We start from the raw sequence: 23249 nt of genomic DNA on the forward strand, positions 1-23249 counted from the left end.
GACGTGCCGATGGGGTTGGATCGGTTGATCCGCTCGAACGACTCGGCGAGCACCGTCTGTCCCCGTCCTGTCCCGACCGAGGAGCTCCCATGTCACCCACCCCACCCACCGACCGCGTCGCACCGACCGGCACCCTCCGCGTCGTCATCAACCTCGGCAACCCGGTGCTCGCCCAGGGCACCCACGACGAGCCGCAGGGCGTCACGGTCGCCATCGCCCACGCCGTCGCGGACTGGCTGGGAGTCCCGCTCGACCTGGTGTGCGTCGACGCGGCCCGCGAGGCGTACGCCGCCATCCGCGACGGTCGTGTCGACCTGTGCTTCCTGGCCAACGAGCCGGAGCGCGAGGAGGGCGTCGCCTTCACCGCTCCCTACGTGCTGATCGAGGGCGTCTACGTCACGGACGCGAGCTCCCCGCTGCAGTCCTCGGCGGAGGTGGACCGCGACGGCATCCGCGTCGGCGTGCGCGAGGGGTCGGCGTACGACCTCTTCCTCACCCGCTCGCTGGAGCACGCGGAGGTCGTCCGCGCCGCCGAGGCGACCGACGTGTTCGAGGAGCAGGGACTCGATGCCGCGGCGGGCGTGCGTCGGCCGATGGAGGACTACGTCGCGGCCACCGGCCGACGCATCCTCGAGCCCGCCTTCATGGAGATCCCGCAGTCGGTCGGCCTGCCCCGCGCGCTCGACCCCGACGACGTCACAGCCGTGGCGTCGTTCGTCGAGGAGCTCAAGGCCTCCGGCTTCGTCAGCGACGAGCTCGCGCGGAGCGGGGTCGCGGCAACGGTGGCGCCACCAGCCTGAGCAGCTGACCGGTCGAGGCTCGGGGTGCACGGACGAGAGCCGGTCGGTGACGATCGCGCCGACCTTCGGCGTGAGTTCGCGGGTGGAACCCTTCGGCGTGCCCTTCCGGACCCGCGGCCCGCCGGCCTTTATCGACGTCAGTCGCGGTCGTCGATGAGCTCTTGCGCGACGACGCGGAGCTTGACGTTGCGGTGGCTGGACAGGCGCGCGAGGAAGGCGAAGGCGCGGTCCTCGGAGAGGTCGAAGCGCTCCATCACGATGCCCACGGCCTGCCCGATCACCTGGCGAGCCGCGATCGAGTCGCGCAGCCCGTCGATCTGGGTGGCGTAGGCGAGCGCGGTGCGCGCGTGCTCCGAGAAGAGCTCCACCATGAACGCGACGTCGGCGAGGGCTCCGGGCGACCGGGAGTAGATGTTGAGGCCGCCCACGGTGCGCATGGACTCGAAGATGCGCAGGCCGGCCTGCGACCGGATGCCGGCCGCCACGGCACGCGGCCCGTAGCTCGGGTAGCGCGGATCGCTGCGGAGGTCACCGCACACCGTGAAGGCATTGTCGGTGACGCCGTCGTAGCAGGGCCCCTCCTCCTGGTCGTACTGCCAGCGGTCGAGGTCCTCCAGGAAGTCCGCGGTCAGGCCGTAGGACCGCAGGGACCCGCTCTCGTGCCGGATGCTGATCGTCGCCTCGTCCACGCCCGGCAGCATCTCCACTGCCGCCCGGGTGAGGGACTGCAGCGTGTCGTCGAGGTCCTTGCCGGACACGGAGTCGGCGATCCGCGTGGCCATCACCATCGCGCGGTCAGACAGGTCGTCCACCAGGGACCCTCCCAACGGCTCCGTCCACCGCGGGGTGTGCGCACGCTGCGCATCGGAGCCACGAGCCCCGTTACCCAACGCCGCGGCATCCATGCCTCGAGCGGACCCGGATCCGCGGTCCCTGACGCTGGCAGGTCGTCCTCCGCTCTGGCACGTTGGGGACGTGACCGACCAGACGACGCCGACCCTCGCGCCCCGGGACTGGCGCGCCGAGCCGGCGGACGTGCTGCTGGCCGACGGGACCGTCGCAGTGATCCGGTCGTTGCGCGAGGACGACCGCGACGCCGTGCTGGGGCTGCACGAGTCGGTGTCGGTGGACACGCTGCGGCTTCGCTTCTTCTCCCCCAGCCGGGAGGCCGGTCGGCTCTACGTCGACCACCTCTTCGCCCCCGACAACACCGCGTCGGCGGCCCTCGTGGCGCTCGTGCGTGGCCGGGTCGCCGGCCTGGCGACCGCGGAGCTGCTCTCCCCCGACGCCGCCGAGGTCGCGTTCCTGGTCGCTGACGAGGACCGTGGCCGGGGCCTGGGCAGCCTGCTCCTCGAGCACCTGGCCGCGCTCGGCCGGCGGCACGGCGTCAGCCGCTTCGAGGCGGAGGTCCTCGGTGACAACTACGGCATGCTCCGCGTCTTCCGCGCAGCCGGGTTCGGCGCCACCCGCCGCACGGTCGCGGGCGAGGTGGAGGTCGAGCTGCGCACCGACGCCTCGCGTGAGGCGGTCGAGGCGGCCGACCAGCGAGAGTGGCGCGCCGCCGCGCGGTCGCTCCGCCCGTTGCTGCACCCGGCGAGCGTCGCCGTGGTCGGCGTACGCCGGTCGGCGGGCGGCTTCGGCCACGGCGTCCTCGACGCGATCCGCAGCTCCGCCTACGCCGGCGCGGTGCACGTGGTGCACCCGGAGGCCGACGTGATCGACGGGCTGCCGACCGTCCGCAGCCTCGCCGACCTCGACGGTCCGGTCGACCTCGTCGTCGTCGCGGTGCCGGCCGACGAGGTCGCCCACGTGCTGCGGGACGCCGCCGCCAACGGAGCCGGGGCGGCGGTCGTCATCTCGTCCGGCTTCTCGGGCAACGGCAGCGACGAGCGGCGCCAGGAGCTGCTCGCCCTCGCCCGGGCGAACAGCCTTCGTCTGGTCGGCCCCAACTCGCAGGGCGTGCTGGCCAACGGCGCCGGCCTCAACGCGACGCTCCTCCACGACGTGCCCGAGGTGGGCGGCCTCGCCGTCGCGTCCCAGTCGGGTGGCATGGGCTTCGCGCTGCTCGACCTCGCCCGCGACGTCGGCCTCGGCATCCAGGCCTTCGTCTCCCTCGGCGACAAGGTCGACGTGTCGAGCAACGACCTCCTCGCGGCATGGATGGACGACGAGTCGGTCGCGGCAGGCGCGCTCTACCTCGAGTCGTTCGGCAACGCACTGAAGTTCGCGCGCACCGCTCGGCGGTTCGCCGAGCAGAAGCCGCTGCTGGCCGTGGTGGGTGGTCGTTCTCGCGCCCGGCAGGACCCGTCGGCCTCCTCGACCGTCGGTGTCGGCGTCGACGCCCTGCTCGACCAGGCCGGGGTGATCGCCTGCCGCACCGGCGCCGAGCTGGCCGAGACCGCGCTGCTCCTCGTGCAGCAGCCGCTGCCCGCTGGGCTCCGGGTGTGCATCGTCTCCAACACCGGTGGCGTCGGCGCCCTCACGACCGACCGTGCCGACGGCCAGGGCATGGTCGTCGCGCCGACGTCGTACGACCTGGGCGCCGCCCTGCGGGCGGCCGTGCCGGGCGCCGTCGACGTGCGCAACCCGGTGGACCTCGGAGCCGACGTCACTCCCGCGGAGCTCACCGCCGCGCTCCGCGCGGTGCTCGACGCCGGCGAGGCCGACGCCGTCCTGGTGGTGCTCGTGGCCAACCGACTGACCGACCGCGACGCACTCTTCGACGCCGTCGCCCGGGCACGACCGACAGGCGCCGGCGTACCCCTGCTGCTGGTCGCCCCGGGCGCTGCCTTCGACGCGGCCCGTGGCCTCCCGGGGGTGACCGTCTACCGCACGACCGATGCGGCGATCGGGGCGCTGGGCCGGGCCATGCGCTACGCCGCGTGGCGACGGGTGCCGGCCGACCGGCCGGAGGTCGAGCTCGGCACCCGAGGCGTGCACGCCCGCACCTGGGCGCGATCGCGGCTGGCTGCCCGGCACGGGGAGCCGGAGTGGTTGGCGCCGTCCGCGCAGGCCGAGCTGCTGGCGCCCTACGGCATCCACCTCGTCGGCCGTCTCGCCGGCGGGCCTGACGAGGCGGAGGCGGCGGCGTCTGAGATCGGCTACCCGGTGGCCGTCAAGGTGGCCGACCCGACGGTGCTGCACAAGTCCGACCGCGGCCTGGTGCGGATCGACCTGCGCACCGGCAGCGACGTCGGCGACGCCGTACGACGCTTCGCCGAGGAGCTCGGGCGCGACCGGGTCGACGTGCTGGTCCAGCCGTTGGTGCTCGGCCACCTCGCGTCAGTCGGCCTGGTCCGCGACCCGCAGCTCGGCCCGCTCGTCCGGGTCGCCGGCGGGGCTGCGGGACCGGTCGGCAGCTGGGCCGACGAGGTGCTGCTGCTGCCGCCCGTCGGGGTCGCCGACGCGGCTCGCGCGGTGCGGGCACTGCGGCTGTGGCCCCAGCTGGTCGGCGAGCACGGCCTCGAGGAGGTCGACCTGGCTCCCCTCGAGGCGCTGGTGTCGTCGGTGGGCCGGCTGGCCGCGGACGTGCCCCACGTCTCCGACCTCACCCTCGAGCCCGTGGTCGTCAACGCGCACGGCCTCTTCTGCGTCGACGTGAAGCTCCGCATCGCGGAGCCCCCCGAGCTCGACACCGGCATCCCCCGCCGGCTGCGCTCCTAGCTGCTGGCGCACCTCGCGCTCGCCATCGCCAGTGGCGGGGGCTGCTGCCGCTCCGAGTTCTTAACGACCAGGACGGCGAGGTCGTCAGCGAGCTGGTCGCCGTGGAAGTCGTGGACCGCGTCGACGAGGAGCGCCGAGAGCTCGGCGGCGGGCCGGTCGACCGAGCGGTTGAGCAGCGCGGCGACGCGCTCACCCCCGAACATCTCGCGTCCGCGTCGTGCTTCCACCAGTCCGTCGGTGAAGATGCACAGCAGGTCTCCCGGCGCCAGGCGCACCGTGGTGTCGTGGAGGTCGGGCTCGTCGAACAGCGCCAACGCGGTGCCCAGCGTGCCGACCTCCTCGACCTCCCCCGTGGTGCGCAGCACGATCGGAGGATGGTGCCCGGCAAGGGTGAAGACGACGGTCGTCCCTTCTGGGTCGGGGCGCAGCTGGCCGTAGACGAGCGTGCAGTGGCGCTCGATGTCGGTCTGGCTCAGCAGGCTGGTGTTCACCTTGCGCACGGTGTCGCTGGGGAGGCTCTGGGCAGCCGCGAGGGCGCGCAAGGTGTACCTCGTGGCCGCGCTCACCGTCGCTGCCTCGGCTCCCTTTCCGCTGACGTCGCCGAGGACGAAGGCCCACGTCTGCTCCCCCAGGTCGAACACGTCCAGGAAGTCACCACCGACCTCTCGGCCGTCCCCCGCAGGCAGGTACTCCTTGGCGAGCTCGATGCCGGCGATGTCGGGGAGCCTCGGTGGCACCATGCTGGCCTGCAGGGCGGAGGCGACCCGGGACTGGTCCTCCAGGACCCGCTCGAGACGCTGCCGGTCCTGCACGCGTTGGGTGATCTCGTGGAGCACCACCACCACGCCTGCCGGCCGACCCGTCACGTCGGCGAGCTGCTCGCGGGCGATGTCGAAGGTCCGCCGTCGCGGAACGCCATCGGCCCCCGGCAGGGTCAGCTCGGTCGTCCCTGCCTCAGAGGCGTCCGGAGCCACCACGTCGTCCAGGTGTCGTCCCAGCAGGGCCGTGCGGCTGGTCCCGACCAGGTGCTCCGCTGCTGGATTGAGGTCGACGATGCGCCCGAAGGGGTCGGTGACGTAGACGGCGTCCGACATCTTCTCGAGCACGGCTCCACGAGCGAGCGGGGTGAGGTCCACGAGCCGCTCGTGGAAGAGTCCCCAGACCAGGACGGCTCCGGTGAGGGTGAAGGCGAAAGGTGTCAGATCGACCGAGGCGAACCAGCCGACGTTGAGGTTGTACAGGGCGTTGACGGCCAGGGGCACCACAGCGGCAGCGACCAGCACCACCGCCATGCGGCGGTAGCTCCGGGCGAGGCGCCCGATCCTGGCGACGAACAGCGCGGTCGCTGAGACCAGGAGGAGGTAGTTGTAGGCGAAGAAGGCATCGAAGAGCGGACCCGCTTCGACCTCCGGCGGCTCGCCACCCGCTGACGGCGGGTAGGACCTGAGCAGGTCGTGGGTGGCAGGGACAGCGAGCAGCAGCGTGGTCACGACGGGCACGACGGCCAGGACACCGAGCAGGCGCCAGGTCACCCACCGTTCCCGACCGACGTACTGCAGCACGAACGTCAGCCACGCCGGCGCCAGGGCGATGATGCCGAGGTACTTGAGGTCGCCCCACCTGCTCTTCAGCCCGATGTCGGCGACCCCGAGCTCGACCGCGTAGGCGACGCCCCACCACGCCCCCGCCAGGAGCAGGACGGCCAGGCTCCACCCCATGCGCGCGTCCCTGCGGTAGGCGACATAGGCCGCCAAGCAGGCCAGGCACAGCCCGGCCGTCGCCATGATGGTGGCGAAGGACGTCAGCACGCCGAGTTCCTTTCCGTCCCCTCCAGCGGCACAGTTCTCGACCGTCCAGGCCACGCTACCCCCAGGTGGAGCACCTGGCCGCTGATTCCGTCATTGTCACGACGCGCCGCTGCCGAGGCGCGCGCGCCGCCCGACCCTTCCCCACAATTGGGGTGGACACCGCCATCGCCATTCACCCCTTGGGGTTGGGGCAACGCGCACCGATGCCGAGCGGCGATGTTGAATGGCCGCTGTCCAAGACCCAACGAGCAGGAGCTGCACGTGAACAAGACTGAACTCCGCGACGCCATCGCCTCGCACGCCGAGCTGAGCAACGCCCAGGCCGACAAGGCCCTCGAGGCCGTCATCACCTCGATCACCACCGCTGTCGCCGGCGGTGACAAGGTCACCGTCCCGGGTTTCGGGACCTTCGAGTCCCGCGAGCGTTCTGCCCGCACGGGCCGCAACCCGCAGACCGGCGAGACGATGGAGATCGCCGCCAGCAAGGCACCGGCGTTCAAGCCGGCTGCCGCGTTCAAGAACGCCGTCAACGGCTGACCATCTCGTCATGACGAGCCGCGCGGCTCGCGGCATCCGGAGATTGCGACTGACCAGCATTCGGCTGCCGTGAGCTGCGCGCTCGGCAACGCGTCCGTCCTCGACCACCGAGGCGGCTGCTAGCGCGACGCGCGCACGACCTCGAGCGCCTGGCGGGCGATCTCCCACTCCTCGTCGGTGGGGACGACGAGGACGGCGACCGCGGACCCGTCGGCCGAGACCGCGCGGGCGTCCGTCGCCACGGCCTCGTTGCGCTGCGCGTCCAGCACGATCCCGAGCCGGGACAGACCGCCGAGCGCAGCGGCCCTGAGCTGGGCGCTGTGCTGGCCCACGCCCCCCGTGAAGACGACGGCGTGCAGCTCGCCGAGCGCGGCGAAGTAGGCGCCGACGTACTTGCGGACGCGGTAGGCGTAGACGTCGAAGGCGAGCCCGGCCGCCTCGTCGCCGGCGGCTGCGCGTCGGGTCACCTCGCGGAAGTCGTTGACCCCGGAGAGGCCGCGCAGGCCCGACTCGCGGTAGAGGGCCCGGTCGATCTCGTCCAGCGACCAGCCGAGCTCGCGGTGCAGGTGGCCGTGGATCGCCGGGTCGAGGTCGCCGGAGCGCGTCCCCATCACCAGCCCCTCGAGCGGGGTCAGCCCCATCGACGTGTCGACCGAGCGACCACCCCGCACCGCGGCGGCGGACGCGCCGTTGCCGAGGTGCAGCACGACGAGGTTGGTGTCCTCGACCGGACGGTCGAGCAGCTCGGCGGCGCGCCGGGACACGAAGGCGTACGACGTGCCGTGGAAGCCGTAGCGGCGGATCCGGTGCTCCTCGCGCCAGGCCAGCGGCACGGCGTAGGTGTAGGCGTGCTCGGGCATCGTCTGGTGGAACGCCGTGTCGAAGACCGCGACCTGCGGCACGTCGGGGAAGAGCCGTCGGGCGACGCGGAGGCCCTCCAGGTTCGCCGGGTTGTGCAGCGGGGCGAGCGGCACGAGGTCCTCGACCGTGGCGAGCAGCCGGTCGTCGACGAGCGCCGGCTCGGAGAAGAGGTCGCCGCCGTGAACGACGCGGTGCCCCACCGCCGCCAGCCCGCTCGTGTCGATCGCGGGACCGTGCCGGTCGAAGGCGTCGAGCGCCGAGCGCAGGGCGTCCTCGAAGTCCGCGATGCGCCGCTCCTCCGTGTGCTCCTCACCGCCCACGGTGTGCGTCAGGGTGCCCGTGTCCTCGCCGATCCGCTCCACCGCCCCGGACGCCTCGGCGGCACCGGTGCTGCCGTCGAGCAGGCGGTACTTCAGCGACGACGACCCGGCGTTGAGGACCAGCACCCGATCCGTCATGACCGGTCCTGGGCCTGGATCGCGGTGATCGCCACCGTGTTCACGATGTCGCGCACCAGGGCGCCGCGCGAGAGGTCGTTGACCGGCTTGCGGAGGCCCTGCAGGACGGGACCGACCGCCAGCGCCCCGGCCGACCGCTGCACCGCCTTGTAGGTGTTGTTGCCCGTGTTGAGGTCGGGGAAGACGAAGACCGTCGCCCGCCCGGCGACGGCGGAGTCGGGCAGCTTGGTCCGCGCGACCGCGACGTCGATCGCGGCGTCGTACTGGATCGGACCCTCGACGAGCAGGTCCGGCGCGCGCTCGCGGACCATCGCCGTCGCCTGGGTGACCTTCTCGACGTCGGTGCCGCTGCCGGAGGTGCCGGTGGAGTACGACAGCATCGCCACGCGCGGCTCGACCCCGAACGCCGCGGCGGTGCGGGCCGACGCGACCGCGATGTCCGCGAGCTGGGTGGCGGTGGGGTCGGGGTTGACGGCGCAGTCGCCGTAGACGAGCACCTGGTCCTTCAGGCACATGAAGAAGACCGACGAGACCACCGACACCTCAGGCACCGTGCGGATGATCTCGAGGGCGGGCCGGATGGTGTGGGCGGTGGTGTGCACCGACCCCGACACCATCCCGTCGGCGAGGCCGAGCTCGACCATCATCGTGCCGAAGTACGACACGTCGACCACGATGTCGCGGGCCGCCTCGAGGTCGATGCCCTTGTGGGCGCGCCGCTGGTGGTACTCCTGCGCGAACCTCTCCCGCAGCTCCTCGTCGAACGGGCTGAGCAGGCGCGCACCCGACACGTCGATGCCGAGGTGGGCGGCCTTCGTCCGGACGATCATCGGGTCGCCGAGCAGCGTCAGGTCGGCGACGTTGCGGCGGAGCAGGACGTCGGCGGCGCGCAGGATCCGCTCCTCCTCCCCCTCCGGCAGCACGATGTGGCGACGGTCGGCGATCGCGTCGTCGAGGACCTTGTGCTCGAACATCAGCGGCGTGACGACCGAGGTGCGCGCCACCTCGAGGCCGCCCATCAGCTCGTCGCCGTCGACGTGCTCGGCGAAGAGCGTCAGCGCCGTCGCGATCTTGCGCGGGGAGTCCTTGTCGAGGCGACCACGACGGTTGGTCAGCGTCGTCGAGGTGGCGTGGGTGCCGAGGTCGGTGGCGATGATCGGCAGCGCCACCTCGAGCCCGTCGAGGAGCCGGTCCACCTGTTCCGGGAGGTCGAGCCCGCCGTTGAGCACGATGCCGGAGATCTGCGGGAAGCTGGCCGACTGGTGGGCGGTGAGGACGCCGAGGACCACCTCTGGACGGTCGCCGGGCGTGACGACGAGCGCGCCGTCGAAGAGCCGGTCGAGCACGTTGGGCAGCGTCATCGCGGCGACCACCAGTCCCGGGACCTCGCGCGCGAGCTGGGCCTCGTCGCCCCGCACGAGGCGGCCGTCGCAGGCCGCCATCAGGTCGCCCACCGAGGGAGCGCTGAGGAGCGGCTGCTCGGGCAGGGCGAAGGCGGGCACGCCCTCGCGGCGCAGCGCCGTCGCGGTCCGGTCGGTCGCCTCGGGATCGACGCGGTTGGCGATCACGGCGAAGAGCGTCGCGTGGTTGGCGGCGAGCTCGGCCTGCGCCATCGCCGCCGTCGCGCGGAGCTGGTCGACTCCCCTGCCCTGGCCGTTGAGCACCAGCAGGACGGGCGCGCCGAGGTTGGCCGCGACCCGGGCGTTGAAGGCGAACTCCGCCGGGGCGCCGACGTCGGTGTAGTCGCTGCCGACGATGACCACGGCGTCGCTCTGCTCGGCGACCTGGTGGAAGCGGGCGACGATGCGGTCCATCGCGCCGTCCGGGTCGGCGTGCACGTCGTCGTAGCTGACGCCGGCGCACTCGTCGTACGACAACGGGACCGCGTCGTGCGAGACCAGCAGGTCGAGGACGTAGTCGTGGACGTCACCGGTGGACGCCTCGGCGCGGACCACCGGGCGGAAGACGGCGACCCGCGCCACGCGACGCGACAGCTGCTCGAGCACGCCGAGCGCGACCGCGGACTTGCCGGTGAATCCCTCGACGCCGGCCACGTAGACGCTGCGTGCCATGGCCCGACCCTAGCGGCCGGGACCGGGCTCCGTGACCCGCCCCGATCCCGGACCGGGCAACAGTTGTCGATGGTTTGTCCAACGTTTCGCATTTCGGCTGTCCACGCGTCCTCCGCTCCGGCGACGATCAGTGCACGCCCAGACCGGGGCGACGACCACACCGCCCCCCAGCCCGGAAGGAGCAGATCGTGGACACCCTCACGACACCCTCAGTCCCTGCCCACCTCGGCGACCGCCGCACGGCGGGCGAGCGCGAGAAGCGGGCCAGCCGCACGGCCTCGATCGTCGACGAGCTGCGCGCCGGGACCTCCGAGTCGCGGCGCCTCGAGCTGGTGGACGAGCTCATCGAGACCAACGTCGCCGTGGCGCGCTCGATGGCCGCCCGCTACCGCAACCGCGGCATCGACCTCGACGACCTCGAGCAGGTCGCGCTCGTCGGCCTGGTCAAGGCGGCCCGCCGCTTCGACCCCGCCGCCGGGCATGACTTCCTGTCGTACGCCGTCCCGACCGTGCGCGGCGAGCTGCGCCGCCACTTCCGCGACTCCGGCTGGATGGTCCGCGTCCCCCGCCGGGTGCAGCAGATGCAGGCCCGGATCAGGGACGCCCAGCACGAGCTCGAGGCGCTGCTGGGAGGTTCGCCCCGCCCGTCCGAGATCGCCGCTCACCTCGGCGTCGAGGTCGACGAGGTCGTCGAGGCGCTCGCGGCCGACGGCTGCTTCCGTCCGGCTTCGCTCGACAGCAGGGGCGACGAGCAGGAGCGCGGGACCATCGCCGACGTGCTGGGCCACGAGGATCGGGAGCTCGCGACCCTCGAGGCCAAGCTGGTGCTCGACAACGCGGTCAGTCGCCTGTCCGACCGGGAGCGCCTGATCCTGCGCTGGCGCTTCGAGGACGAGCGGACCCAGCAGGAGATCGCCGACCTCGTCGGCCTGACGCAGGCGCAGGTGTCGCGGACCCTCACCCGCATCCTGGGCCGGCTGCGCTCGGACCTCTCGGAGCCCCCGACCGCTGCGTGAGCGGACCGACCGCCCAGGCGGTGGCCGAGAGTCCCTAGGGCGCTGCCGGCAGGGTGACCGTGAACGTCGTTCCGGAGCCGAGCTCCGACTCGACCGCGATCCGACCGTGGTGCCGCTCGACGATGCGGTGGACGATGCTCAGCCCCAGCCCGGTGCCCGGCGTGGACAGTGCCGCGGGATTGGTGGAGCGGAAGAACTCGTCGAACAGCCGCTGCTGGTCCGTGGCGGAGATGCCGATCCCCGTGTCGGCCACCACGATCTCGACGCCGTCGGCGATGGGGGCGAGCGCGATGGTGATCGTTCCCCCGCCGGGCGTGTACCTCATGGCGTTGCTGATGAGGTTGGCACACACCTGGAACAGCTCGTGGGTCTCGCCCCAGGCGGACACCGGGGTGGACGGCACGTCCAGGACGATGGTCAGGCTCTTCTGGTCGGCGGTGACACCCAGCAGGTCCAGCACCTCGTCGACCACGGCCGTGAGGTCGACCGGCACCGGGTCGAGCGCAGCGTTGGGGTCGGCGACCTGGGAGAGAAGGAGCAGGTCGTCCACGATGCTGCGCATCCGATCGACCGCTCGTCCCATCGCCTGGGTCGACTCCGTCACCGAGCTGGTCAGGTCGGGCTCGAGCTCCACCAGGTCGAGGTGACCGAGGAGCGACGTCAACGGATTCTTGAGCTCATGGGCGATCGTGGCGATGAGCCGGCTCTTGTAGCCGGCCAGCTCCCGGAGCTCCTGCAGCAGCTGCCGCTCACGCTCGAACGTACGAGCGTTGACCAGGGCGCGTCCCAGGTCATGACCGAGCTCGAGCGCGGTCCGTCCCTCCAGCGCGTTCCAGTCGGTGCCGGGTCCGCGTCGCGTCAGGGCCACGCTCCCCAGACACTCGAGGCCCGCGCCGATCGGGACGAAGAGCATCGAGGATGCCTCGAGCGTCTCGGCCATGAAGTCATGGAGCCGCCGCACCTGGTCCTCGTCCAGGACGAGGCCCGCGATGTCGGGCACCGAGGCAAGGGTGATCACCGCCACCTCCTGGCGCGACCACAGCAGGTGGGCCGCCTCGCGGCCGAGCACCTTGAACTCGTCCGGCACGAGGATGTCGCCCTCGGTGGCGCCGTAGACCGCGTCGGCTCCTCCGCCCGTGGCGTCGAACGTCTGGAGCCACATGCCGACGGCGCTGAAGCCCGTGGTGATCGCCGGCTGGCAGAGCTCCACGATCCGTCCGATGGACAGCTCCGAGCTGACCTCTCGGACGATCTTGCGGGCGGCATCAGCCAGCCGCACACGCTCCGCGAGCTCCGCGCGCTCCACAGCGGTGAGGACACTGCGGCGGGTCTGCCGGGCGTAGCGCTGCAGCTGCTCCCGCTGCGCCGCGTCCGGGCGCCTGCCGTCGTGCGGCAGGTCCACTGACAACAGCCCACGAAATCGATGGTGCTCGTCGTGGATCGGCGCGAGGAGCAGGTCCAACGGGTGCCAGGCGTCCGGGTCGTCGGTGGGTTCGAGATCTGACACCCACCCCAGGTCGTCCACCTCGATGCTCATCCGTTCGTGCGGGACGAACCGGAGATCGCCCCACTCCTCGGCCGTGACGAGCTCTCGCTCGATGTCCGCGATCGGCGTGCGCCGACCCAGCAGCTGGTCGCGCGCAGCTGGGCTGCCGGCGACCGCCACCATCTCCAGGGTGTGGTCGTCGCGGGCGATGCTGATGGCGGCGACCTCGAAGCCCAGGAGCTCTGTCACGCCTTCGGCGATGTTCTGCAGGGCGTCCACGAACACAGCCTCGATGTCCGGCTGATTCACCGTTTCCTCACTTGTCGAGCAGCACCATCGGCGGACGGCGGAACCGGCAGGGTCCCACCGATGAGGTCACGCAGCTGCTGCGCCCGAAAGGGTTTCGGCAGCACCGCATGCACGCCCAGCTCCTGCAGGTGGCCTCGCTGTTCGCCCACCCACGCGCTGACCACGACGACACGCAGTCCCTCACCGCGATCCGGGTGGGCCCTGAGCCACCGGACCACCTCGTCGCCAGTCATCCGTGGCATGGTCAGGTCCAGCAGCATGAAGTCGAAGCGATGCTCAGCGAGGATCTCGACCGCCTCCATGCCGTCCGCGGCCACCGACGCCGTGTGTCCCAGGCGCTCGACCATCCGCACCAGGACGTCGCGGATGTCTTCGTTGTCATCGACGACGAGGAAGCGCAGTGACCCATCAGCTGAGCTCACGGTGTGAACCTATCGGTCGGAAGAACCACCCTCGGCACCAGTCTGACGTCCGACATGCGGTCGGCGACGTTGTACCGATCGGCATGAGCCGAGGTGCACCCCCAAGGGTGAACGTCCCTTGCGTAGGCGGCACCCACCCATGTCTTCTGAGGGGCCGGGCCTCGATGGCCCATCCTCTTCGGGAGTTCTGATGGTCGCTGTCGGGTCGGTACGTCGCATCCTCATCGCGCTGGTGGCAGCACTGCTCGTGCTCGGCACAGCGGGAGTGGCCACGGCACAGGCCCCGACCAGGGGCTCCGTGGCCATCACCTCGCCTGTGGACGGGTCGACGGGTGACGACGTCAACCTCCTGGTGGCCGGGACCGCGAAGCGGGCCACCACCGTCGTGATCACGATCCCCGGCGACCCGAACGCCTACGAGACCTGGGTGGTGAAGGGTGAGTGGGGCACGACCGTCAACCCGCTGCCCGCCGGCACGACCCAGATCTGCGCCGAGGCGTTCGACGCCGGCGTGTCGATCGCACGGACGTGCATCACCTACACCGTCGCTGTCGACGGTCAGTACCTCAGCCTCTTCCCCGACGACGGTGCGTCCGTCCAGAGCACCTTCACGGCCAGCGGCGGGTGTCACGGCGGCTCCACCGTGCGGTTGACCTTCGACGGTCAGTCGGAGGAGATCTTCTGCGACTACTACCAGTACCACCGCCGCTACGTGGACGTCCCGGAGGGCGAGCACACGCTCACCGTCGAGCAGCTGGCGGTCGACGGCACCACGGTCGTGGCCTCGATCACGCACACCTTCACCTCCGCGCCGATACCGGTCGCCACCGTGGAGATCACCTCGCCGCAGGACGGTTCCGTCAGCGACTGGACGGAGCTCGTCGTCTCGGGCACCGCGAGCTCGAACGTCGATCCCACTGTCCAGATCTACGTCGACGGCGTCATCACCAACGGCGCGACAGCGACGGACGGGCAGTGGTCAGCCCCCCTCAGCGTCGACTGGGGCACCCACGAGATCTGCGCACGCATGACCGACCGGCAGGGTGACCCGATCGCCGACGACTGCATCGTCCACACCGTGGAGCTCCTCGACACCAGCCTGAGCATCACCTCGCCCGAGGACGGCAGCCTCCAGCAGACCTTCGTCACCGTCGAGGGCGCGTGCACCGGCGACCTCGACGTCGAGCTCGCCGTCGACGGCGTGCAGGACCAACGCCGCCAGTGCCTCGAGGGCCGCTGGGGCTTCAACGTCTTCCTCGGCGACGGGCCGCACACCCTGACCGCGAGCATGTCCGCGGGCGGCACGACCGTGACGGAGTCCGTCTCGGTCACGGTCGACACGGTCCCCCCGGCCACGCCGGTCGTCGTCAGTCCTGCGCCCGGCTCGACGCTGACCTCCCTCCCGGTCACGCTGACAGGGACCACCAGCCCCGGCGCCGTGGTGACCGTCTACGACGCCACCTCGAACGCCTACCTCTCGACGACTGCCGACTCGAACGGGTCATGGACCGCCACGCTGGAACGCGACTTCTTCGCGACCGCGGGCGTGCTCACCGGTCGCCGCAGCACGGTCGCGATCGGCCTGACGGCTGTCGACGCGGCCGGGAACCCGAGCGGCTACGCGCGAGTGACCTACGAGACGCGCCTGCGCTGAGGTGCTCCTCGACGGATCGCCGGGCCACCGCCGTCCCGCGTGCCTGTCGTAGATGGCAGCAGCCTTGGCGGTCTCGAACAGGAACGGCGTGCCTCGGCGTACCAGCCGAATGGCCGAGGCAGCGAGCCACTCGGCCGGGCGAACCCCGGCCTGCGGGCCGAGGCGCCCGCCCCCGGGCTCAGCGATCGTGGACCTACCGACCCATCACATCAACGGAGTCCATGATGAGAACATCACAACCCACCGCCGGGACACTGGAAGACCAACCGATCCCGGTGCGAGCCAAGCTCGCCGCCACGTGGACGAGCTTCATGTTCCTGTACGCCTACGTGGACATCCTCAACTTCTTCACGCCCGGCGTCGTCGACGAGATCCTCGACGGCAAGGTCTTCGAGTTCGACCTCTCCCAGACCTTCTCCACCACGGCGCTGGCCCTCGTGGCCATCCCGATCCTCATGGTCGTGCTGTCGATGACGCTGCCCGCCGGGGCGAACCGCATCACGAATCTCGTCGTGGCCTCGCTCTACGTCCCCGTCACGGCGTTCAACGCGGTCGGCGAGTCCTGGTTGTACTTCTACGGGCTCGGCATCGTCCTGGAGCTGGTCCTTCTCGCCCTCATCGTCCGGTACGCCTGGACCTGGCCCCGCACCGCACCGTCGGCGACCGCGGCGACCAGCCTGGACAAGGACACCGTTCGCGCCCACCAACGAGCGTGAGCCAGGCGCTTGTCCAGTCCCCCTCACTGCTGGTTCGGACCACCTGAGCCGCGACGTGGATCTCTCTTGTGGGCACTGCCGGGCGGGTCTAGCGTGAATAGATCCCATGGACGCACCGCTGCGGATCGCGGCGGCACGTGGCGACCTCGGGCCCACTCGTCTGGGACCAGTGAAACGACGAGGCGAGGACTTGCTCATGGACACGAATGCGCTGACCGCCCTGCGCGAGAACGTTCGGGGAACCGTGACGACCGCGGAGGACGCCGGGTACGACGATGCGCGCCGCGTGTACAACGCCATGATCGACCGCCGGCCGGCGGTGATCGTGCGCCCGGCCAACACCGGCGACGTGATGACTGCCGTGCGATTCGCGGCCGAGAACGACCTGACGATCGCGGTGCGGGGAGGGTCGCACAGCGTGCCGGGATTCGGCACGGCGGACGATGCGTTGGTCGTCGACCTCTCGACCATGCGGGGCGTCCGCGTCGACCCGCTCACCCAGACCGCCCGCGTCGAGGGCGGCGCCACCTGGGGCGACCTGAACGCCGCGGCCTATCCCTTCGGCCTGGCCACCACGGGCGGGATCATCTCGACGACCGGCGTCGGCGGGCTGACCCTGGGCGGCGGCATCGGCTACCTCACCCGGGGTCTCGGACTGTCGTGCGACAACCTTCTCGCCGCGGACGTGGTGACCGCCGACGGCAGCTTCCACGTCGCGAGCGACAAGGAGGACGCCGACCTCTTCTGGGCCATCCGCGGCGGCGGCGGCAACTTCGGCGTCATCACGTCGTTCGAGTTCCGGATGAGCCCGGTCAAGGACATCTACGGCGGGCCGATGTTCTTCGAGCTCGACGCGGCCGGCGACCTGTTGCGGTTCTACCGCGAGTTCATCGCCGACGCACCCGAGGAGCTCGGGTGCTTCCCGGCGTACCAGATCGCGCCTCCCCTGCCGTTCATTCCGGAGGACCGCCACGGCGAGCCGTTCATCGCGATGGTGACCTGCTGGGCCGGTGACCCCGACGCGGGAGAGAAGGCGCTCCAGCCGATCCGGGACGTGGCTCCGCGGGTGGCCGAGCACGTCGGCGTCATGCCGTACCCGGCGCTCAACAGTGCCTTCGACGCCCTCGTCCCGCCGGGGCTCCAGCACTACTGGAAGGCGAACTTCGTCAGCGAGCTGACCGACGACGCGATCGCGGCGCACCTCGAGCACGGACCGAAGGTGCCCGTCGTGAACTCCACGGTGCACATATACCCCATCAACGGCGCTGCCCAGCGGGTCGCGCCGGACTCGACGGCATTCGCCTACCGCGACGCCACGTTCGCGACGGTGATCGCCGGGATGTGGCCCGACGCAGCGGACAACGACGCGAACACCACGTGGGTGAAGGACTACTACGCCGCGACCGCGCCGCACTCGGAGGAGGGGGGCTACGTCAACTTCATGGCGGAGGACGACCAGTCCCGGATCCGGGCGAACTACCGCGGCAACTACGACCGCCTGGCGGAGGTCAAGCGTCGCTACGACCCGGACAACCTGTTCCGGCACAACCAGAACATCCAGCCCGGCTGACACAGGGTCGTGGCGCTCAGGAGGCGCCCACTCGACCTGCTGGCCCGGCGTCGGTGATGGGCGTGATCCAGGACTGGTGGGTGGTGCTGTTCTTGGTGATGGCGAGCAGCTCGTCCATGTGCGGCTCGAGGCCCGTGACCTTGTCGAGAGGGACACCGACGATGAGCTGGAAGCCGAGGCCGCGCCACGCCTGGACGGCGCGGCCGGCGAACTCGGAGTCCGCCTTCACGAAACCCTCGTCGAGGAAGACCGGGGCGAACCGTGGCCGCGACCGCAACTCGTCACCCAGCCGGAAGCGGAGGGCGGAGCCGACGATGAAGGCGACCAGCTCCTGGCTCTCGCCACCGCTCTTCTCCCCCAGTGTCCGGTAGGTCGCCCGCAGCTCGCCGGTGGTGTGGTCGTAGCGCTCGGCGCTGATCTCCACGTGACGGCGTACGTCGAGCAGGCGTTCGCGGTCGGTCATCGACGTCGCCGCGTCACCGACCTGGCTCGGCCTGCGCAGCTGCTGCATGAATCGGCTGAGCTCGGCGAACCGCTTGTCGAGGGCGTCCTCGTCCAGCTCTGTCGCGGAGCCGGACGACAGGGTGCGCAGGTCCTTCATGAACGTCTGGACGTGGGCGGGCGCCAGCCGCCGCAGGCGGATCCGGAGCCGGTCCCCCGACGCCCCGAACTCCAGGCGTCGCAGGATCGCGTTGATCGGCTCGAGCCGGTCCTCGATCTCCTCGACGGACGCGGCCATCGCGCCGACGAGGGGCACCAGGTCCTGGCCGCTCCACTCGGTGAGCCGACGTCGCCACTCGGCCCGCCGGACGGCGAGGCCCTCGCCGCGGATGTCGTCGAGGATGCGGGCGTAGTCGGGGTAGGAGTCCGCGGTCGCGCCCAGGTTGGGCGAGTCCCACTGGAGCTTGTAGACCCGGAACACCTGGGCGAGGTCGTCGTCGACCCGGCGGAGCTCGGCCTCGGCGTCGCCGACCGCGGTGCGGAGCCGCTCGGCGAGCCGCTGGGACGACTCCGCGAACCGGTCGAGGTCGTCGGGATCCGCGGGCGACGCGGCTGCGGCGAAGTCCACCGCGAGGGCCGCCTCCTGCTCCGGGCTGAGCACGACCCGACCGGCCTCCTCCATCGCCTGGAGCCGGTCATTGACGACGTCCTCCGCGTCGACCAGGTCCCCGTGGGCGGCGTTGAGCTCGCGCTGCCGCTGCTCGGCGGCGTAGCGGGCCCGTCGGGTCTCCTCCAGCCGTGCGGTGAGGTCGGCGATCTGCGTGTCCAGCGCCTGGAGGCCGTCGTCCGACTCGAGGATCTCCGTCCGTCGACGCTCGAGGTCGGCGAGACGTCGGTCGCTGCCGTCGACGTCGACGTCGTCGAAGCGTGCGGCGGCCACGACGTCGTACGACGTCCGCTGCTGCTCCAGCACCCGTGACCGCTGGTCGAGCCGGGCCACCTCGGCGCCGACGCCGTCGAGCCGCTCCTCGAGCTCGGCCAGCTCGGCGTCGACCTCGGCGATCGCGTCGGCGTTGGAGAAGCCGATGATGCTGCGGGTGTCGTTGCGCCCGTGGGCACCGCGGCGGCCGTTGCGCGTCTGGCCGGCGAGGGTGACCCTGAAGCCGGCGCCCGCGAGGCCGTCGGCGGACTCCACGCACAGCGCGTTGCGCGAGGTCTCGCCGACGTGGGCCTGCACCCAGCCCGAGAAGGGCGAGTCCTTGAAGACCAGCTTGCCGGCGACCCGCTCCGGGTCGGCCGGGCCGAGGTCGGGCAGGTGGAGCTCGACGCCCTCGAAGGTCAGCCGTCCGCGGAGCCGCAGTCCGTCGATCGCGGAGGCGAAGCTCTCCAGCCGGTCGAGCGGCACCAGCATCATCCGGGCACTCGCGCTCAGGACCGTCTCGATCGCCGTGCGCCACCGCGCCTCGTCAGGCGCCACGTCGACCAGCTCCGCCACGAAGGGCAGCTCGTCGACGCCGATCCCGCTCACCTGCGCGACCTCCGCGCGCAGCTCGTCCATCCGGGCCGGCACCCGGCCGGCGCGGCTCTCCAGCGACGTCCGCTCGCGGCGCAGCTCGGCCTGGCGCTGGCTGAGCGGGAACTGGTCGCGGAGCGCGGCGTCACGCTCGCGCCGGATCAGCTCCTGCTCCCGCTGGAACCCTGCCAGCCACTGCTGGGCGTGCATCTGCAGCACGGCGAACGACTCGCTCGACAGCAGCGCCGCCTCGACGTCGGGCGCCTGGGCGTCGGTGGCGTCGATGAGCGGCAGCAGCCGCCCCTGCAGCACCTCACGGCGCCGGAGCCGGTCCTCCCGGACGACCTGCTCCTGCTCCAGCGACAGCGCGAGCGACTGGAGCGTGGAGCCGCCGGCCGCGCGGTGCGACTCCTTCGCAGCCTCGAGGTCGGCGAGGTAGGTGCGCTCCGCGGCCGTCGTCGTGCCCAGCTCGTCTGCGGCCGCCGCTCGGTCGGCGCGGTTGTCGACCACTGCGGACTCGATGAGGCGGAGGTGGGTGCGCAGCAGCCACATCCGCAGCGGGGTGTCGCCGTCGAGCGTCACGCCGTAGGAGTCGAGCTCCGCGAGCCGCCGGGTGGCCGCCACCTTGCGGTCGTGGAGGTCGGTGATCGGCGCCAGGAGCTCGAGCTTCTGCTCCTCGGTGCGCATGGCCGAGTGAGCGGTGTCGAGGTCGTCGAAGTGCTCGATGGCGCGGTCGGCGGCGGCGAAGGTCGAGGGTCGCTCGAGGACCATGTCCTTGTAGAGCTCGTCGACGCTGCGGACCTGGTTTCCTGCCTGGATCCGGGCGAGCAGCCGCAGCGCCTTCGCACCGTCGCCGTTGGCGCCGATGCCGAGCCGCGCGTGCAGGACGGCGGCGAGCTCGGCGTACGTCCGGTGCACCCGGATGCCGGGGAAGAGCTTCTTCAGCGTGGTGGCGTGGAAGCGCTCGGGCACGGCGACCTCGAGCGTGTCGAGCGGCAGCGCCCCGTCCTGGGTGGCCAGCTGCATCTGCACGTCGGCGGAGCGAGTCGCGCGGCGCGGCACGTAGTAGGTGCGGAGCACCGTGAACCGGCCGCCCTGGTCGTTGACGAACGTCATCGCGATCGCGCCCCAGGTGTCGGCGCCCTTGCCGCGGAGCAGCTTCTCGACCGGCCGACCGGTGCGGGGGTCGTCGACCACGTCCACCGCACCCCGCAGGTAGGACAGCAGGTTGCGCTGGCCGGCGCCTCTGGCACGGCCCGCGACGGCGTCGTTGGACGCACCGTTGAACTTGGTGTCCGACGGCATCATCAGCGCCGTGTAGGCGTCGAGGATGGTGCTCTTGCCGACGCCCGAGGCGCCGGAGATCATCGTCGCGTCGCCACGCAGGGGTACGACGGTGAGGCCGCCGAAGCCGCCCCAGTTGACCATCTGGAGCAGGGCCGCCCGCCACTGCATCGTGTCGTCGGCCGGGGTGGCCACGTCACTGCGCTCGAAGAGTCCGTCGACCGGCGTCTGCTCGACCTCGTCGATCGACATGCTCACTGCTCCTCTGCGGGGTCGCCGGTGACCGTGGGGACGGCGTCGGCCTCGTCGTCGAACAGGTCGGCCGTGTCGTCGGACCGGGACGTGTCCTCGGTGTCGTTGGCAGCCACCAGCGCCGCGAGCAGCTCCTGCAGGAGCTCCAGCGGGATCAGCGGCTCCACGGCCTCGCTGATCTCGAAGCGCTCCTCGGAGCCGGTGCCGATCAGCAGCCCGGCCTTGACGATGCCCGTGATCGCGTTGCGCGCCCGCTTCTCGTCGCCGGCGACGTCGGTCGCGTGCGAGGGCCGGAAGCTCGAGACGTAGCGGACGACGTCCTCCCGGTCGACGAAGACGCGTGCGTCGCCGCTCGCGACCCCGGCACGCAGCCGGTCGCGGAGGTGGACCAGCACGAGCGTCTCCTCGCGCGACCACGCGGCGTCGTAGAGCATCGTGGGGAAACGGCTGCCCGTCTCGGAGGTCGCCTGGCGCTTCCACGCGACCTCCCGGGCCCGGTCGAGCTGCAGGTCCAGGAAGAGGTCGTTGAGCCGCGACCGGAGCAGGCGCTCGTGCTCGACGAGCACGTTCCAGTCGCGCGGGTGCGTGCGGGCACTGATGAAGCGCTGCTTGAGCAACGCCACCAGGGCGCGGCGCTGGGCGTAGTCCAGGCCGCCCTCGTCGCCCTCGAACAGCGAGACGGAGTGCTCGTCGAGGAGCTCGTCGTCGACGAGGTCGACGTCGTGGGCCTGGGGGTCGAGGTCGGCGTCGAGCTCCGCGTCGAGCGCGGAGTCGACGTGGGCGTCGGTCTCGGGGTGGGTCTCGACGCTCATGCGCGGGTCTCCGTCTGCTGGGTCTGTCGCTGGGTCTGTTCCCGCGTCTGTTCGCGCGTGTCGGGGAGGTCGGGGTCGGGCAGGGGCGTGCGAGGCACGGCGAAGGTGCGCCTGCTCCCGTCGGGGCGGACGGCCTCGAACGACTCCACGGACTCCTCGGCCCGCCACTCCCGGTCGGCGGCGAGGTGCAGCAGGCCGAAGATCTCGACCGGCCGCCGCAGTGACGGCTCGAGCCCTTCGAAGAGGGCGCCGAGGGACGCGACCGGGAGCAGGGAGGTCATCACCGCGTCGAGGCGCTCGCGCAGCGTCGCCAGCTTGGGCCCGCCCTGCGAGACGAGCTCGGCGAGCGAGACCGGGGGCGCGAGGTCGGGGTCGGGCGTGCCGATGCGGTCGGGCAGCACGTCGTCGGCGGGGTCGTAGAAGCGCTCGCGGAGGTGGTCGATGCCGGTCCGTGCCGGCAGGAGCGGGACGTCGTGGGTCGCGCGCGGCCCGGTGGTGGCCATCCACGTCATCAGCTCGGCCTCCACCTGGCGCAGCGTCTGCTCGAGCTCGCGGTCGCGGGCCGCGTCGTGCGAGACGATGTACTCCTTGAGGGTCGCCGTCACCCGCGACCGCTGGGCGAGCACCCGGTCGAGGCCGTCACGCACCAGGCGCACCGTGCCGCGCAGCTCGGCCCGGTCGGCGTCGCTGAGGAGCCGGTCGGACAGCGGGTGCTCGAGCAGGTCCGCCAGGTCCTCGCGGAGCTGGGTCACCAGGGCGTCGTCGCGCAGGAGCGCGAACGCTCCCTCGAACGCCCGTCCCTCGTGCGTCGCCGTCATGAGCGCGTCTGCGCGCGCCAGGTAGTCGTCGATCACCTCACCGGCCGGACGGTCCTCCGCCCGGAACGCGGAGAGGATCTCCGTGCGGATGGTCGCGAAGCGCTCCTCGACCCGGGCGAAGTCGCTCGGCAGCGCGGAGATCAGCGACAGCAGCTCGGTGAACCCCTCGAGCATGTAGTCCTCGGTCGCGCCCTCCAGCTCACCGCCGTCCACGAGGCGGTCGCGCTCGGCCCGCAGCCGGGCGATCTCCTCGTTGAGGATCGTCACGCGGGCCGTCCGGTCGGGGTTGGCCTCGGAGTTGAAGCGGCGGACGGTGCCGAGGATGGTGGCGACCCGGTGCTCGCTGAGCGTGGCCCGGTCGCGGGCGAGGTTCTTCACCAGCTCCAGCGCCTGCTGTGCGTGCGACGTCAGCGCGTAGACCTTGTGGCCCGCCTCGTCGAGCGACCGCACCAGCCACTGGCCGCGCATCCAGCGCTGGCAGACCTCCCGGCCGCTGCCGGAGGGGACGTCCTGCTCCCCCGCCAGCCGCATCTGGGCCAGGTGGTCCTCGACCTGCGTGTGCAGCCGGGCCGTCGGGATCGGGTTGTTGTTGCGGCCGAAGGCGGTGCGGAAGATCGTGATCACCACAGGCGCCTGCCGCTGGTGGAGCAGGGTCAGCGTGGGCTGCGCGAACGCGCTCTGCACGCGCGCGAGCTCGCCCGCGATCTCGCTCACCACCCGGTCTCCCCCGCTTCGTCCCACCTGTGTCGGTGCGCAA

At 71.7% G+C, this 23249-nt stretch carries 16 protein-coding genes; 7 read left to right on the forward strand and 9 right to left on the reverse strand.

From position 1 onward, the window contains the following. Positions 1-89: 89 nt before the first annotated feature. A complete protein-coding gene (locus ACFQW6_RS06155; RefSeq protein WP_378542327.1) occupies positions 90-800 on the forward strand; it encodes a transporter substrate-binding domain-containing protein in 711 nt (236 codons plus the stop codon). A gap of 137 nt (positions 801-937) precedes the next feature. Here the strand turns inward: ACFQW6_RS06155 and ACFQW6_RS06160 are convergent, their stop codons facing one another. Further along, on the reverse strand, positions 938-1612 hold the full coding sequence (locus ACFQW6_RS06160; RefSeq protein WP_378542329.1) for a GAF and ANTAR domain-containing protein: 675 nt from the start codon (positions 1610-1612) through the stop codon (positions 938-940). 163 nt (positions 1613-1775) lie between these two features. Between ACFQW6_RS06160 and ACFQW6_RS06165 the strand changes: the two genes are divergently transcribed. After that, positions 1776-4463 carry a GNAT family N-acetyltransferase gene (locus ACFQW6_RS06165; protein ID WP_378542331.1) on the forward strand — a complete coding sequence of 896 codons (2688 nt, stop codon included), beginning with the start codon at positions 1776-1778 and terminating at the stop codon, positions 4461-4463. Here the strand turns inward: ACFQW6_RS06165 and ACFQW6_RS06170 are convergent. After that, positions 4460-6271: a histidine kinase N-terminal 7TM domain-containing protein gene (locus ACFQW6_RS06170; protein WP_378542333.1), complete on the reverse strand. Its 1812-nt coding sequence runs from the start codon at positions 6269-6271 to the stop codon at positions 4460-4462. The two genes, ACFQW6_RS06165 and ACFQW6_RS06170, sit on opposite strands and share 4 nt — an antisense overlap. A 261-nt stretch (positions 6272-6532) precedes the next feature. On the opposite strand from ACFQW6_RS06170, the gene ACFQW6_RS06175 reads away from it, so the two are divergent. Next, positions 6533-6808: an HU family DNA-binding protein gene (locus ACFQW6_RS06175; RefSeq protein ID WP_191195978.1), complete on the forward strand. Its 276-nt coding sequence runs from the start codon at positions 6533-6535 to the stop codon at positions 6806-6808. A 119-nt stretch (positions 6809-6927) separates the two neighbouring features. Here ACFQW6_RS06175 and ACFQW6_RS06180 read toward each other — a convergent pair whose 3' ends face one another. Beyond that, positions 6928-8127 carry an acetate/propionate family kinase gene (locus ACFQW6_RS06180; protein ID WP_378542336.1) on the reverse strand — a complete coding sequence of 400 codons (1200 nt, stop codon included), beginning with the start codon at positions 8125-8127 and terminating at the stop codon, positions 6928-6930. Further along, on the reverse strand, positions 8124-10199 hold the full coding sequence (gene pta, locus ACFQW6_RS06185; RefSeq protein ID WP_378542338.1) for a phosphate acetyltransferase: 2076 nt from the start codon (positions 10197-10199) through the stop codon (positions 8124-8126). The genes ACFQW6_RS06180 and pta overlap by 4 nt, the downstream gene beginning before the upstream one ends. A 188-nt stretch (positions 10200-10387) precedes the next feature. On the opposite strand from pta, the gene ACFQW6_RS06190 reads away from it, so the two are divergent. Next, a complete protein-coding gene (locus ACFQW6_RS06190; protein ID WP_378542340.1) occupies positions 10388-11215 on the forward strand; it encodes a sigma-70 family RNA polymerase sigma factor in 828 nt (275 codons plus the stop codon). A gap of 34 nt (positions 11216-11249) precedes the next feature. On the opposite strand, the gene ACFQW6_RS06195 is transcribed toward ACFQW6_RS06190, so the two are convergent. Beyond that, positions 11250-12980, reverse strand: coding sequence for an ATP-binding protein (locus tag ACFQW6_RS06195; RefSeq protein WP_378542342.1), 1731 nt, complete (start codon positions 12978-12980; stop codon positions 11250-11252). Positions 12981-13006: 26 nt separating this feature from the next. Beyond that, a complete protein-coding gene (locus tag ACFQW6_RS06200) occupies positions 13007-13357 on the reverse strand; it encodes a response regulator (protein WP_378542344.1) in 351 nt (116 codons plus the stop codon). Between the two features lie 265 nt (positions 13358-13622). Here ACFQW6_RS06200 and ACFQW6_RS06205 point away from each other — a divergent pair, with 265 nt between their 5' ends. The 3 genes from ACFQW6_RS06205 to ACFQW6_RS06215 all read left to right on the forward strand — a co-directional run bounded on the left by ACFQW6_RS06205 (position 13623) and on the right by ACFQW6_RS06215 (position 17372). Continuing rightward, positions 13623-15086 carry an Ig-like domain-containing protein gene (locus ACFQW6_RS06205; protein WP_378542346.1) on the forward strand — a complete coding sequence of 488 codons (1464 nt, stop codon included), beginning with the start codon at positions 13623-13625 and terminating at the stop codon, positions 15084-15086. Between the two features lie 275 nt (positions 15087-15361). Continuing rightward, entirely contained in the window at positions 15362-15802 is a 441-nt protein-coding gene (locus tag ACFQW6_RS06210) for a DUF6326 family protein (RefSeq protein WP_378542348.1), read from the forward strand. 196 nt (positions 15803-15998) lie between these two features. Continuing rightward, positions 15999-17372, forward strand: a complete 1374-nt coding sequence (locus ACFQW6_RS06215) for an FAD-binding oxidoreductase (protein ID WP_378542350.1) — start codon at positions 15999-16001, stop codon at positions 17370-17372. Positions 17373-17388: 16 nt separating this feature from the next. Here ACFQW6_RS06215 and ACFQW6_RS06220 read toward each other — a convergent pair whose 3' ends face one another. Genes ACFQW6_RS06220 through ACFQW6_RS06230 form a run of 3 tightly spaced genes read right to left on the reverse strand, consistent with a single transcriptional unit; the run spans position 17389 to position 23206 of the window. Continuing rightward, positions 17389-20862: an ATP-binding protein gene (locus tag ACFQW6_RS06220; protein ID WP_378542352.1), complete on the reverse strand. Its 3474-nt coding sequence runs from the start codon at positions 20860-20862 to the stop codon at positions 17389-17391. 2 nt (positions 20863-20864) lie between these two features. Then, positions 20865-21674, reverse strand: a complete 810-nt coding sequence (locus tag ACFQW6_RS06225; protein ID WP_378542354.1) for a DUF4194 domain-containing protein — start codon at positions 21672-21674, stop codon at positions 20865-20867. Next, positions 21671-23206 carry a DUF3375 domain-containing protein gene (locus ACFQW6_RS06230; protein WP_378542356.1) on the reverse strand — a complete coding sequence of 512 codons (1536 nt, stop codon included), beginning with the start codon at positions 23204-23206 and terminating at the stop codon, positions 21671-21673. The genes ACFQW6_RS06225 and ACFQW6_RS06230 overlap by 4 nt, the downstream gene beginning before the upstream one ends. Between the last annotated feature and the right edge of the window lie 43 nt (positions 23207-23249).

The sequence above is a fragment of the Nocardioides sp. GCM10028917 genome, assembly GCF_042666175.1.
In the GTDB taxonomy this organism is placed as follows: Bacteria; Actinomycetota; Actinomycetes; order Propionibacteriales; family Nocardioidaceae; genus Nocardioides.

Excerpts from the sequence above, each read along its gene's own strand:
- ACFQW6_RS06155 (WP_378542327.1), top strand. The coding sequence starts at position 90 with ATGTCACCCACCCCACCCACCGACCGCGTCGCACCGACCGGCACCCTC.
- ACFQW6_RS06180 (WP_378542336.1), bottom strand. The coding sequence starts at position 8,127 with ATGACGGATCGGGTGCTGGTCCTCAACGCCGGGTCGTCGTCGCTGAAG.
- pta (WP_378542338.1), bottom strand. The coding sequence starts at position 10,199 with ATGGCACGCAGCGTCTACGTGGCCGGCGTCGAGGGATTCACCGGCAAG.
- ACFQW6_RS06200 (WP_378542344.1), bottom strand. The coding sequence starts at position 13,357 with ATGGTCGAGCGCCTGGGACACACGGCGTCGGTGGCCGCGGACGGCATG.
- ACFQW6_RS06205 (WP_378542346.1), top strand. The coding sequence starts at position 13,623 with ATGGTCGCTGTCGGGTCGGTACGTCGCATCCTCATCGCGCTGGTGGCA.
- ACFQW6_RS06215 (WP_378542350.1), top strand. The coding sequence starts at position 15,999 with ATGGACACGAATGCGCTGACCGCCCTGCGCGAGAACGTTCGGGGAACC.
- ACFQW6_RS06220 (WP_378542352.1), bottom strand. The coding sequence starts at position 20,862 with ATGTCGATCGACGAGGTCGAGCAGACGCCGGTCGACGGACTCTTCGAG.
- ACFQW6_RS06225 (WP_378542354.1), bottom strand. The coding sequence starts at position 21,674 with ATGAGCGTCGAGACCCACCCCGAGACCGACGCCCACGTCGACTCCGCG.